This is a genomic window from Actinokineospora spheciospongiae, from assembly GCF_000564855.1.
GTDB classification, from domain to species: domain Bacteria; phylum Actinomycetota; class Actinomycetes; order Mycobacteriales; family Pseudonocardiaceae; genus Actinokineospora; species Actinokineospora spheciospongiae.
The window spans coordinates 1-12,449 of sequence record NZ_AYXG01000233.1 but is presented as its reverse complement, the minus strand read 5'-3'; the positions used below and the strand labels follow the sequence as shown (position 1 = coordinate 12,449).

Below are 12,449 nucleotides of genomic sequence, written 5' to 3'. Positions count from 1 at the left end.
TTGGTGGGGTGGTCGGTTGCTGCGCCGGTGGGGTTCGGCGGGGCTGGTGGGCGGATCAGCGGGTGCGTTGGGCTGGGGTGGGAAGCACCGCGCCCGCCCTGCCGGGGGTGCCGGTGGGGCGGGCGCGGTGGTCGTCGTGGGGGTCAGGCGCAGGCGGCGACCAGGCCCTGGGGGCCGGTGCGGCGCTGCTGGACCTGGCCGCCGCGTTCGGCGATCCAGGTCAGGGCGGTGTCGGCCTGGGTGCCGGAGAGGCCGAGGAGGAAGCGGGCGACCGGGGTTTCGCCGATGCGGGTCAGGCCGCCGCCGACGACCGAGATGGTGGTGCCGAAGCGGGAGGTGGCCTCCGGGAGGAGGGCGCCCACGGCGGCGAAGCCGACGAGGACGACCTCGGCCAGGCGGTCGTGGCGGGCCTTGGCGGCCTTCGGGGCGTCGATCTCCGGGAGGAGGGACTGGGCGACGGCGCTGCGCGGGTCCTGGACCAGCGAGAGCAGGTGGCCCGCCTCGGTGATCCGGCCGCCGTCGAGGAGGGCGACGTCGTCGGCGATGCGGCGGACGACGCCCGCGTCGTCGGTGGCGACGAGGACCGTGGCGCCCAGTTCGGCGCGGGCGCGGTCCAGGACGGTGAGGACGCCCGCGGCGCCGTCGGCGTCGAGGTCGCGGGTGGGGTCGTCGGCCAGCAGGAGGCCGGGGTCGCCGACCAGGGCCCTGGCGACCGCGACGCGGGCCTGCTGGCCGGGGGTCAGGGCCTCCGGGTAGTGGGCGGCCTTGTCGGTGAGGCCGATCAGGTCGAGGAGCCTGCCCACCTTCTCCCGGCGCTGGGGGCCGTCGACGCCCGCCTGCTCCAGGGGGAGGGCGATGTTGCCCGCGGCGGTGCGCTGCTCCAGCAGGCCGCCGCGCTGCACCACGCCGATGCGGCGGCGGGCCGCGCGGAGCCTGCGCGGGTCGAGGCCGGAGGTGTTGAACCCGTCGAACCGGATGACGCCGGAGTCGGGGCGGTCCTGGAGGGCGACGAGGCGGGCGAGGGTGGACTTGCCGGACCCGGCGGGGCCCACCACGCCGGTGATGGAACCCGCGGGGACGTCCAGCGTGACGTCCTGCAGGGCGTGCACGGGGCCGCCGTCGCCGGGGAAGGACTTGGTCAGGTTCTCAACGGTGATCACGATTTGCTCCAACGCGGCGCGACGGCAGCCCTCCGGACCGGCTCTCGTCCACAGTGGACGTTCCGGGGCAGGACGGGCTGGGGTGGTACGAAGACGACGTTCTACTGGGGAGAGCTCAGCCAGATACGCGCGTACGACGACATGCGGTCACGCCTCGTCGGCATTGGTCGATGACCCGCCGGGTGGTGAGGATTCGCATCGTGGTTCCTCCATCGTTCCTGGCGGTAGCACCTGCCCTCGGTGGGTGGTTGCTGCGGCGTCAACGAGCCAGGTCTCTCAGCCGCTCGGGATGGAATGCTCACAAAGTACACCCGATGGGGATGCTCAAAAGCAAGCGCCGCACGACAACACCGCGCGAGATCACACCAGCGGAGTAATGATCTCCGGCCGCAGCGGGTACCCGGTGTGGTCAGCGCTCAGCGGGCGGCGGCGATGCGCACGAACGCGTCGATGTCCAACTGCTCCCCGCGCGCCCCCGGGTCCACCCCGGCGGCGACCAGGACCTGCTCCGCGCGGGCGGCCGACCCGGCCCACCCGGCCAGCGCCGCGCGCAGCGTCTTGCGCCGCTGGGCGAACGCGGCGTCGACCACGCCGAACACCGCGGCCCGGTCCGCGTCGGGGGCCGGGCGGCGGGTCATCAGCACCAGCGCGGAGTCGACGTTGGGGACCGGCCAGAACACCGTCCTGGGCACGGTGGCGACCCGCTTGGCCGAGGCGTACCAGGCCACCTTGGCGCTGGGCACCCCGTAGACCCGCGACCCCGGCCCGGCCGCCATCCGGTCGGCCACCTCGGCCTGCACCATGACCAGCACCGTGCGCAGCGAGGGCAGTTCCGCCAACAGGTGCAGCACCACCGGGACGGCAACGTTGTAGGGCAGGTTGGCGACCAGCGCGGTGGGCTCGCCCAACTGCTCCGCCCGCACCCGCATCGCGTCGCCGAGCACGACGGTCAACCGGTCCGCCAGCTCGGGGGCGTGCTCCCGGGCGGTGGTGGGCAGCCGCCCGGCCAGGACCGGGTCGATCTCCACCGCGACGACCCGCGCGCACGCGGGCAGCAGCGCCAGGGTCAGCGAGCCGAGCCCGGGGCCGACCTCCAGCACGACGTCGTCCGGTGCCAGGTCGGCCACCCCGACGATCCGCCGCACGGTGTTGGGGTCGTGGACGAAGTTCTGCCCCAGCTTCTTGGTGGGCCGCACGTCCAGCTCACCGGCGAGCCTGCGCACGTCCGCGGGCCCCAGCAGGGCAGATCCACCCACCATCACCCGCGAGAGCCTACGCAACCCCGACCCGCCGACCGGGTCCGGGCCGGGACGCGCCGACGGCCACCCCCGGAAAACCGGTGGTGGCCGTCGGCGGGCGCTGCGAGGATCGTGCCTACTTGGGCAGGCCCAGCTTGCTGGAGCAGTGCGGCCAGGCGCCGTAGCCGCCGCGGCTGTCGCGGAGCTTGGTGGCGACGGCGATCTGCTGCTCGCGGGTGGCCTGGTGCGGGTACGCGGCGTACGCGCTGCCGCCGTAGGCGTCCCAGGTGCCCTTGTTGAACTGGAGGCCGCCGTAGTAGCCGTTGCCGGTGTTGATGGCCCAGTTGCCGCCCGCCTCGCACTTGGCCAGCGAGTCCCACACGCCACCGCCGGAGACGACCGGCTGCGCGGCCTGCACCGGCTGCGGGGGCTTCTTGGTGCCGACCTTGACGACCTTGGGCTGCGCGGGCTTCGTCTCCTTGGAGCCGATCTCCTCGCGCGCGACGACCTTGCCGTTCTTCTCCGTCACCCGGTAGGTGGCGATGCGCTCACCGGGGGCGCCGGGCTCGACGACGACCTCGGAGCCCTTCTCGGCCTCCGGGTCCTCGACCTTCTGCACCGGGGCCGCGATCGGCTCGGCCTGGTTGATCACGGTGACGCCGGTGCGGCTGATCCGCACCTCGGCACCGGGGGTGAGCTTGACGTCGGCGCCGGGCAGGATCGCGTCCTGCGGGCCGAGGGCCACGCCGCGCTCGGCGAGCAGCTCGCCCACGGTCACCGCGGTGGTCTGCACCGGGGCGGGGGCGTTGCCGCCGTCGAACAGGGTGATCGCCTTGGCGGTCTTGATCTCGACGGCCATGCCCTCGAGCGGCACCTGGGCGTCGGAGCCCGCGGAGACCCAGGAACCCTGCACCGGGGCGTTGGCCTGCTTGAGGGCCTCGCCGAGGGTGTCGGCGCGCACCCACGCCTGGCGCTGCTCGCCGTCGACCGTCATGGTGAGCTGGCGGCCGCGCTGGAGCACGATCTTGCCGTCGTCGGCGATGGCGGCCGACGGGGACGGGCTGACCGAGTCGTGCGACCCGACCGTGATGCCCTCTTCCTCCAGCACCTCGCCGACGGTGTCGGCGTAGGTGTTGACCTGGTGGGCCTCGCCGTCGATGTCGACGGTGACGGTGTTGTTCATCGCGATGGCCGCCGCGCCGCCACCGGTCAGGGTGACCAGCACGGCCGCGATCGTGGCCTTGAGGAACGTGGACTTCCAGCGGGTGACCGCGGCGAGGAGGCCGGGGGCCTCGCCGTCGCGGCGGACCTTGAGCCGCTGCGGGGCGTCGACCGTGTCGTCTTCCGACGCCTCGTCCGGGAGCATCGCCAGCGACGGCAGGACGGTGGTCTCGGCGTTGATGAGCCGGATCAGCTCGTCGACGTCGACCCCGGCGGTCGCCATGATCTCGTCGGCCTGCGGGCCGAGGGCGTAGCGGACGTCCTGGTCGGTGATGTCCAGCGAGGACGAGTACCCGGTGTCCAGGTCGTACTCGGGGAACTCCGACTTCCAGGCCGAGAAGTCGGCCTCGTGGTCGTCGAGCGTCGTGGCGGTCGCGCGCACCGGGGTGAACCAGTCGGTGTCGACGAAGCCGTCGTGCTCAGGACGGCCGGGGCCGTCGGTCTGTTTGCCGCTCACAGGGTCGTTTCCTCCAGAAGGCGGGAGCCGTGCTCCGCAGGCGATGGGGTCAGGTCAACCGAGAACTCGATGGCCTGCTCCCTCTCGCCGTCCGAGCGCGTCTCCGCGCATTCATTCGTCTCGACATCCCGCAGCCAGCCACCCCGACGTGTACTGGCGAAGCTCCGGGTTTTCACCGGGACGTTCAGCCCCGGGTGGGTACGATCACGGGACAGTAACGAGCCCCGGGTGGTTGCGCAAACACATCCGGCAAGGTTATGAGTCCTGTCACAACACCTTCGGAGCAATTGTCTCGTCCGTTCAACGCAGCACCGCACGCGGTGAAAGGTCGGATGTTGCGCTCGGCAACCGGAACGTGCGCTCGGCGGTGGCCGACACCGCGCCTGCGAGGTCCGCCACATCGACGCCGCGCAGCTCCGCGAGTCCCCTGATCGTGTAGGCCGCGCCGTACGGCTCGTTCTTCCAGCCCCGGTACGGGTGCGGGGTGAGGAAGGGCGCGTCGGTCTCCACGAGCAACTGCTCCACCGGCACCCAGGCCGCCGCCTCGCGCAGCGCGCCGGAGTTCTTGAACGTCACCGGTCCCGCGAACGACAGCACGAACCCCTGCGCCACGCACGCCCTGGCGAAGTCGAGGTCACCGGAGAAGCAGTGGAACACCACGGTTTCCGGGGCGCCCTCCTCGCCGAGGACGCGCAGGATGTCCGCGTGCGCCTCCCGGTCGTGGATCATCAACGGCTTGCCGACCCGCTTGGCCAAGTCGATGTGCCAGCGGAACGCCTCGTGCTGCGCCTCTGGCGGGGAGTGGTCCCAGTAGTAGTCGAGGCCGGTCTCGCCGATCGCCACCACCCTCGGGCGCACGGCCAGGGCCTCCAGGGCGGCCTTGTCGGCGTCGGAGAAGTCCTTGGTGCGGGTGGGGTGCACGGCGACGGCGGCGAACACCCGGTCGTCCCACTCCGAGGCGTCGGCCGCCCAGTGCGCCGACGCCAGGTCGTCGGCGACGGTGATCACCCGGTCGACGCCCGCGGATTCCGCGCGGTCGAGGAGCACGGCCACGTCGGTGGCGTTCTCCGCCCCACAGGCGTCGAGGTGGGTGTGCGCGTCGACCACCGGCACCGGCAGGCGCTCCGGCACCGGTGGTCGCTCGGACCTGCGCGGGCTCACGTGACGATCGGCGCCCACTCGGGGCCGTTCTCACCCAGCTCGGCGTCGAGCTTGGCGAACAGCGGCGACGGCTTGGCCAGCGGGCGGCCCACCTCGATGTCGACCGACTCCCACTTCGCGGCCTCGCCCGCGTAGTCCCCGGTCAGCACCGGGTACCCGCGGTCGGGCACGTCGAGGTCGTCGACCTCGCGGATCTCCGGCTGCGCCGCCCACACCCCGGTCCCGCCGAGCGCCTCGTGCACCTTCTGCGCCGAGTGCGGCAGGAACGGGGTCAGCAGCGTGTTCGCGTCGGACACCACCTGCAACGCGGTGTGCAGGATGGTGTCGCGGCGCTCCGGGTCGTCCTTGCGCTTCCAGGGCTCCTCGTCGGACAGGTACTTGTTCGCCGCGCCGACCACCCGCATCGCCTCGGTGGCCGCCGCCTTGAACCGCGACCGGCGCAGGTTCGCGCCCACCGTGTCGAAGGCGGCCCTGACCTGCGCCTTGAGCTGCTCGTCGGCCGCGGTGGGCGCGGTCGGGCGGGGGATGGCGCCGACGTTCTTGTGCGCCATCGACACCGACCGGTTGACCAGGTTGCCCCACTCGTTGGCCAACTCGAAGTTGCTGCGCCGGACGAACTCGTCCCAGGTGAAGTCGGTGTCCTGGTTCTCCGGCCCGGCCACCGAGATGAAGTACCGCAGCGTGTCCGGGCCGAACTCCTTGAGGAAGTCCCGGACGTAGATGACCGTGCCGCGCGAGGTGGAGAACTTCGACCCGCTCATCGTCAGGTACTCGCTGGAGACCACCTCGGTGGGCAGGTTCAGCGTGCCGAACCGGCCCGGCTCCCCGCCGCGGTCGCCCGCACCGTTCTGCCCGAGCAGCAGCGACGGCCAGATCAGCGAGTGGAAGACGATGTTGTCCTTGCCCATGAAGTAGTAGCCCTGGGCCGACGGGTCGGTCCAGAACTGCTTCCAGGCGTCCGGGTCGCCGCTGCGCCGCGCCCACTCCACCGAGGCGGACAGGTAGCCGATCACCGCGTCGAACCAGACGTAGAACCGCTTCATCGGGGCGTCGCGCCACCCGTCGAGCGGCACCGGGACACCCCAGTCCAGGTCGCGGGTGATGGCGCGCGGGCGCATGTCGCCGAGCAGGTTCTGGCTGAACTTGAGCACGTTCGGCCGCCACTCGGTGCGGGTGGACAGCCACGACCCGAGCGTCTCGGCGAACGCGGGCAGGTCCAGGAACAGGTGCTCGGTCTCGACGAACTTCGGCGTCTCACCGTTGATCCGCGACCGGGGGTTCTTGAGGTCGGCCGGGTCGAGCTGGTTGCCGCAGTTGTCGCACTGGTCGCCGCGGGCGCCGTCGTAGCCGCAGATGGGGCAGGTGCCCTCGATGTAGCGGTCGGGCAGCGTGCGGCCGGTGGACGGGCTGATCGCGCCCATCTGGGTCTTGGGCGTGACGTAGCCGTTCTTCCACAGCGCGGAGAACAGGTCCTGCACCACCCGGTAGTGGTTGCCGGTGGTCGTGCGGGTGAACAGGTCGTAGGACAGGCCCAGGCCCTGGAGGTCCTCGGCGATCACCCGGTTGTACTTGTCGGCCAGCTCGCGGGTGCTCAGCCCCTCCTTGTCGGCCTGCACCGAGATCGGCGTGCCGTGCTCGTCGGTGCCGCTGACCATGAGCACCTGGTGCCCGGACATGCGCATGTAGCGGGAGAAGACGTCCGACGGGACACCGAAGCCGGAGACATGACCGATGTGGCGGGGGCCGTTGGCGTATGGCCAGGCCACCGCGGTCAACACGGGGGCACTCATGGTCGATGAGCGTAGAGGGGGCCGGTGGGTGGGCGTCCACCGGTTTCGGTCCTAGGGTTGACAACGTCGGAGGGAGTGCGCATGTCGGCCACGCGGATGCTGGTCCTCGGCGTCATGCACTGGGCCGGTCGGGCGCACGGCTACCAGGTCCGCACGGAGCTGGTGAGCTGGAGCGCGGACACCTGGGCCCGGATCAAGCCGGGCTCGATCTACCACGCGATCCGCAAGGCCGCCGCCGACGGGCTGCTGGAGCAGGACTCCACCGAACCGGGTGACGGCGGCCCGGACCGGGTCGCCTACCGGATCACCCCCGAGGGCCGCGCCGAGCTGCACCGGCTCGTCCGCGAGGGCCTGTCCACCCCGGGCGACCCGTGGATGCTCAACGCCGCGATCGCCATGCTCCCGGTCCTCGACCGCGACGAGGTGCGCGCACTGCTGGCCACCCGCATCAAGGCGCTCGACGAGACCCTGACCCGGCTGCGCGAGTGGCGGGCCGACCCGGGCCAGACCCCCGAGCACGTGCTGGAGCAGGCCAACCTGTGGGTGGGCCAGGCGCGCGCCGACCAGGAGTGGGCCGCGAGCCTCCTCGATCGCCTCAACGCGGGCGGCCTCCAACTGCCCCAACCGCCCGCAAGCCTCCACCCCACCCGGGACTGATCCAGGACTGATCCAGGACTGATCCACCCGGGACCGGTCAGCGGCCCTCCACCCACCCGCGCCCACCCACTCGTCAAGCCACCCGCGCAGCGCCCCACCCCCACCGCGGGCACCCGACCGCAGACACCCGGACGAGCACGCAGGCACCGCAATCCCCGCCTCCACCCCAGCCATCCGCACCCGCACCCCAACTCCCGCCTGCGCCCTCACCCCACCCGCACCCCACCTGCGCCTCGCCAGCGCGCCACTCGCGCCCCGCCCACGCGCCACCCGCGCGCCGCCAACCCCGCTCGCCACCCGTGCGCCGCCACCCCCCCGCCGCACCACCTGCGCCCCGCCCACGCGCCGCGCATGCGCCACCCGCGCGCCGCCAGCCCCCGCTCACCACCCGTGCGCCGCCACCCCCCCCGCCGCACCACCTGCGCCCCGCCCACGCGCCGCGCACGCGCCACCCGCGCGCCGCCAGCCCCCGCTCACCACCCGCGCGCCGCCAACCCCCCGCCCGCACCACCTGCGCCCCACCTTCGCCCCACCCGCGCGCCATCTCCGCCCCACCTGCGCGCACCCACGCCCACCTTGGCCCGCTCACACCCATCCCTGCCCTGCCTGCGCACCATTCCGCACTCTCACCACCCACTCACCCGCCGGAGCTAGTCAAACTTGACTAGCCCCCACTCGCGGTGCATCATCTCCGCCAACGGTAGTCAAACTTGACTAGAAGGAGGTGCGGCGTGATCGAAGCACGCGGACTGGCGCGGACGTTCCGGACGCGCGGCGGGACCGTCGAGGCCGTGCGAGGGGTCGACCTCGACGTGCGGGCCGGGGAGCTGGTCGGGTTCCTCGGGCCCAACGGGGCGGGCAAGACGACGACGCTGCGCATGTTGACCACGCTGCTGCGGCCCACCGCGGGGTCGGCCACCGTGGCGGGCGTCGACCTGGCGTCCGACCCCACCGGGGTGCGGCGCCGGATCGGCTACGTCGCCCAGAGCGGCGGCGGGATGCCGGAGGCCAGGGTCGGCGAAGAGGTCGAGCTGCAGGGCAGGCTGCACGGCCTGAGCCGGGCCGAGGCCAGGTCGCGGGGAGCACTGCTGGCCGAACGCCTCGACCTGGCCGGGCTGGAGCGGCGGCCGGTGAAGTCGCTGTCCGGCGGGCAGCGGCGCAGGCTCGACATCGCCATGGGCCTGGTCCACGGCCCGGAACTGCTCTTCCTGGACGAGCCGACCGCGGCCCTGGACCCGCAGAGCCGCGCGAACCTCTGGGAACACATCCGCACCCTGCACGCCGTGCACGGCACCACGGTCTTCCTCACCACGCACTACCTCGACGAGGCCGACTCGCTCTGCGACCGGCTCCTGGTGATCGACAACGGCGCGATCGTCGCGGAGGGCAACCCGGCCACCCTCAAGGCCGAGGTGTCCGGCGACCTGGTCGAGGTCGGCGTGGCCGCCGACGACGTCGCGACGACCATGGCGATCGCCGCCCGGATTCCGGCGGCCACCGACGTCGCCGCCCCGGACGGCCCGGTGTGCTTCCGCGTCCCCCGGGGCGACCGGGCCCTGCCGGAACTCCTGCGCGCCCTGGACGCCGCGGGCATCGCCACCACGTCGTTGCAGGTCCAGCGGCCCACCCTGGACGACGTCTTCCTCACCCTGACCGGCCGTTCCCTGCGCGACGCCGAGGAGACCCCCGTTGCCGCGTGACACCTGGCTCGTCTTCGAGCGCGGCCTCACCCTGTCCCTGCGGAACCCGGCCTGGATCGCCATCGGCCTGGTGCAACCGGTGCTCTACCTGTTCTTCTTCGGCCCGCTGCTGGAGAGCATCACCGCCACCACCCCCGGTTTCCCGGCGGGCACCGCCTGGCAGATCCTCACCCCGGCGCTGATCGTGCAGGTGGCGCTGTTCAGCGGCTCCTACGTCGGTTTCGCCCTCTTGGCCGAACTGCGCCTGGGCGTGGTGGAGCGGTTGCGGGTCACCCCGGTCAGCCGCTTCGCGCTGCTGCTGGGCAAGGTCCTGCGCGACGCGCTCCAGACGGTCGTGCAGTCCCTGCTGATCATCGCCATGGCCTACCTGCTGTTCGACCTGCGGGCGTCGGTCGGCGCGGTCCTGCTGACGCTGGTGATCGTGGCGATGGTGTCGCTGACCCTGTCGTCGTGCTCGTACGCGTTGGCGCTGCGGCTGAAGAACGAGGAGGCGTTCCCGGCGATCCTCAACACCGTGCTGATGCCGGTGCTGCTGCTCTCCGGGATCGTCGTGCCGATCACCCGGGGCCTGGCGCCGGACTGGCTCTACGCGATCTCCCGCTGGAACCCGTTCACCCACGTGGTGGACGCGGAGCGGGCGTCCTTCCGGGGCGACTTCACCGTGGACGGGTTGCTGACCGGGTCGCTGGTGCTGTTCGCCATGACCGTGCTGGCGTTGATCTGGGGCGGCCGGACCTTCGCCCGCGAGAACGCCTGAGCACCCCCGGGAGGCGGTAGCACCGCCTCCCGGGCCTAGTCCGCCAGTTCCGTGCGCATCAGGTAGACGTTGTACGGGCTCCACTGCGACATCGCGTGGTACAGCACCGGCCCGTCGGCCGAGTCCGGGTGCAGGAAACCGCCGTACAGCCCCGGGTACCGGTCCCCGGCGACGACGACCTGCGGCAGGGTCCACGGGCCGGTCAACGTCTCCGCGGTGCGCAGGACGATCGCCGACAGCGTTTCGTCGAGGTGCAGGGCGAGCCAGCGGTTGAAGTGGGTGTTGTGGACGACCGACAGTTCGGCCACCGGCCCCGACAGCACCGGCACCGCGCGGAAGGGGTCGCGTTCGACCCACGACGAGCCCGTCCAGTACGAGTACGCCGCGGGCTCCAGGATGTCCGAGAACCCCACCCGGGCCAGGGAAGCCGAACCCCACCGGCCGTTCGGGGTGCCCAGCAGGTACAGCCAGGAGTCGTCGCGGGCGAAGGCGCCCATCTGGAACGGGTGGTCCTTCTCCGCCCGGTTCACCCACCGCGACCGGCCCGGCTTCTCCCAGGTGTGCCCGTCGTCCACCGAGAAGGCGATGCCCGCGTAGTTGGTGAACCACTTGCCGCGCACGCCCCAGTTCCGCACCGACATGTAGTGCAGGTAGTGCACCCCGTCGACCTCGATCCCCGCGCACGGGATGACGGTCTCCTCCTCCGAGCCGGGGTCGCGCTCCAGGACCTGCCGGGCGGCGCCGTCGTCGCGGGCCACGACCGAGGTGAAGCGCAGGCCCGCCGAGAGGTCCTGGGGTTCGGCGACGGCGAGGAAGTTGCAGCGCCAGTCCGCGCCGGTCGACGGGCCCGCGCCGTCGCCGCACCAGCCGTCGCCGTAGGTGTCGCCGAAGACGACGAAGGTGCGCTCGCCGGAGGACCACATCACGCCGAGGTCGGTGGCGTGGACACCGAAGGCGGTCCCGTTGACCGACTCGTGCCCGGTGACCTTGCTGACCAGTTCGGTTCCGACGACGCGCACGGGTGGACTCTACGTGGGCAGCCCCGCCAGTTCGGCCAGGAACGCGGTCGAGCGCTCCGGCGACCAGGCGTGCGCCAGGATGCGCTGCCAGGCCAGCCGGAACACCTCCACGTCCTCCGGCTCGTCGAGGAACACGCTGCGCGCCCGGTGCTCGGTGTAGGCCATGGCCGGGTCGGCGGGGAAGTCCATCAGCACGAACGACCCCTCCAGCCCGGGGTGCGCCTCGGTGTCCGACGGCACGACCTGCAGCACCACGCGGGGGCGCCGCGACATCTCCAGCAGGTGCCGCAACTGCCCGTGGTGCACGTGCGGGCCGCCGACCGGCACCCGCAGCGCCCACTCCCCCAGCACCACGTGCAGCACCGGCGGCGACTCGCGGCTCAGGATCGCCTGCCGGGCCAGCCGGGCGGCGACCTTGCCGTCCAGCTCGGCGGCCGAGAGCGGCGCCGGGGCGGTCCCGCGCACGACTGCGCGGGCGAAGTCCGGGGTCTGCAGCAGCCCGGGGATGATCAGCGGCTGGTGGTTGCGCAGGCGCGAGGCCTTCGACTCCCAGTCGACCAGCGTCTGCCACTGCTCGGGCAGGCCGCGGCCGTGCACCTGGACCCAGCCGGGCTCGGCGGCCTGCCGCACCAGGTCCAGGATCTCCACCCGCCGGGGCGCGGGCACCCGGTAGAGCCCGAGCATCGCCTCGACGTCGGGGAGGCGCAGCCCGGAGCTGCCGGTCTCCACCCGGCTCACCTTGGCCTGCGACAGGCCGAGCCGCGCACCGACCTCCCCGGTGGTCATCCCGGCCTGCTTGCGCAGCCTGCGCAGCTCACCGGCGACCTGCCGGGACCGAATCGTGGGCCGTCCAGGAGGCACCCCGCACCCCGTCTCCAGTGAATCCGCTACCGCCTCCACTTTGCTACCGCCTCTGAGCTGGGCAAACAACTACACGATCAGTTGATTTGCCCGATTCCGGGCGGTCCGGGGCCCCGCGTCGACCATCCCGACGCGGACCGCACACCGGGCGCCTTACGATCCACGGCGTGAGCGCGCCCGCAGTCGAGGACGAGGCAGACCGGACCCCACCGCCCGAGCAGGTGAGCGGGCCGAGCCCGGCCGCTGTGCTGCGCGAGCGCGTCCTGGGCAGGCCGATGCCGACCGACCGGCTGCGCGGCTGGCTGGTGACCGCCGTCATCGGCCTCATCGGCGCGATCGTGCGGTTCCAGAACCTGGGCTCGCCCACCGACAACGGCACCCCGGTCTTCGACGAGAAGCACTACACCCCGCAGGCGTGGCAGATGCTG

The 12,449-nt window shown here is 72.5% G+C and carries 10 protein-coding genes, 1 pseudogene and 1 riboswitch; of the genes and pseudogenes, 4 read left to right on the top strand and 7 right to left on the bottom strand.

Going from position 1 to position 12,449, the window contains the following annotated elements; translation table 11 throughout:
* Nucleotides 1-143 precede the first annotated feature (143 nt).
* The 5 genes from UO65_RS30015 to metG all read right to left on the bottom strand — a co-directional run bounded on the left by UO65_RS30015 (nt 144) and on the right by metG (nt 7,027).
* Nucleotides 144-1,160, bottom strand: coding sequence for a methionine ABC transporter ATP-binding protein (locus UO65_RS30015; RefSeq protein WP_035289360.1), 1,017 nt, complete (start codon nt 1,158-1,160; stop codon nt 144-146).
* A gap of 206 nt (nt 1,161-1,366) precedes the next feature.
* Nucleotides 1,367-1,456, bottom strand: a riboswitch (SAM riboswitch).
* 120 nt (nt 1,457-1,576) lie between these two features.
* Nucleotides 1,577-2,419: a 16S rRNA (adenine(1518)-N(6)/adenine(1519)-N(6))-dimethyltransferase RsmA gene (gene rsmA / locus UO65_RS30010; RefSeq protein ID WP_035289368.1), complete on the bottom strand. Its 843-nt coding sequence runs from the start codon at nt 2,417-2,419 to the stop codon at nt 1,577-1,579.
* 115 nt (nt 2,420-2,534) lie between these two features.
* Nucleotides 2,535-4,076, bottom strand: coding sequence for a resuscitation-promoting factor (locus UO65_RS30005; RefSeq protein ID WP_052022001.1), 1,542 nt, complete (start codon nt 4,074-4,076; stop codon nt 2,535-2,537).
* A gap of 300 nt (nt 4,077-4,376) precedes the next feature.
* The gene (locus UO65_RS29995) at nt 4,377-5,237 is read right to left on the bottom strand and encodes a TatD family hydrolase (protein ID WP_035289355.1); all 861 of its coding nucleotides are present in this window, start codon (nt 5,235-5,237) and stop codon (nt 4,377-4,379) included.
* On the bottom strand, nt 5,234-7,027 hold the full coding sequence (gene metG / locus UO65_RS29990) for a methionine--tRNA ligase (protein ID WP_035289352.1): 1,794 nt from the start codon (nt 7,025-7,027) through the stop codon (nt 5,234-5,236). The genes UO65_RS29995 and metG overlap by 4 nt, the downstream gene beginning before the upstream one ends.
* Nucleotides 7,028-7,108: 81 nt before the next feature.
* Between metG and UO65_RS29985 the strand changes: the two genes are divergently transcribed.
* The 3 genes from UO65_RS29985 (at nt 7,109) to UO65_RS29975 (ending at nt 10,141) form a co-directional block, all read left to right on the top strand.
* On the top strand, nt 7,109-7,684 hold the full coding sequence (locus tag UO65_RS29985; RefSeq protein ID WP_052022000.1) for a PadR family transcriptional regulator: 576 nt from the start codon (nt 7,109-7,111) through the stop codon (nt 7,682-7,684).
* Nucleotides 7,685-8,415: 731 nt separating this feature from the next.
* On the top strand, nt 8,416-9,384 hold the full coding sequence (locus UO65_RS29980; RefSeq protein WP_035289349.1) for an ATP-binding cassette domain-containing protein: 969 nt from the start codon (nt 8,416-8,418) through the stop codon (nt 9,382-9,384).
* Complete coding sequence (locus UO65_RS29975; protein ID WP_035289347.1) at nt 9,374-10,141, top strand: ABC transporter permease; 768 nt, start codon at nt 9,374-9,376, stop codon at nt 10,139-10,141. Before UO65_RS29980 ends, UO65_RS29975 begins: the two co-directional genes overlap by 11 nt.
* Nucleotides 10,142-10,176: 35 nt before the next feature.
* Here UO65_RS29975 and UO65_RS29970 read toward each other — a convergent pair whose 3' ends face one another.
* Together UO65_RS29970 and UO65_RS29965 are read right to left on the bottom strand one after the other, a co-directional pair.
* On the bottom strand, nt 10,177-11,160 hold the full coding sequence (locus UO65_RS29970; protein ID WP_035289345.1) for a DUF4185 domain-containing protein: 984 nt from the start codon (nt 11,158-11,160) through the stop codon (nt 10,177-10,179).
* A 9-nt stretch (nt 11,161-11,169) separates the two neighbouring features.
* Nucleotides 11,170-12,021, bottom strand: coding sequence for a helix-turn-helix domain-containing protein (locus tag UO65_RS29965; RefSeq protein ID WP_035289343.1), 852 nt, complete (start codon nt 12,019-12,021; stop codon nt 11,170-11,172).
* Nucleotides 12,022-12,242: 221 nt separating this feature from the next.
* Between UO65_RS29965 and UO65_RS29960 the strand changes: the two are divergent.
* Nucleotides 12,243-12,449, top strand: a pseudogene (locus UO65_RS29960) (dolichyl-phosphate-mannose--protein mannosyltransferase); the annotation flags it as partial.

Bases quoted from the DNA above. Each gene is read 5' to 3' on its own strand.
- rsmA (WP_035289368.1), bottom strand. From the start codon at position 2,419: ATGGTGGGTGGATCTGCCCTGCTGGGGCCCGCGGACGTGCGCAGGCTC.
- metG (WP_035289352.1), bottom strand. From the start codon at position 7,027: ATGAGTGCCCCCGTGTTGACCGCGGTGGCCTGGCCATACGCCAACGGC.
- UO65_RS29985 (WP_052022000.1), top strand. From the start codon at position 7,109: ATGTCGGCCACGCGGATGCTGGTCCTCGGCGTCATGCACTGGGCCGGT.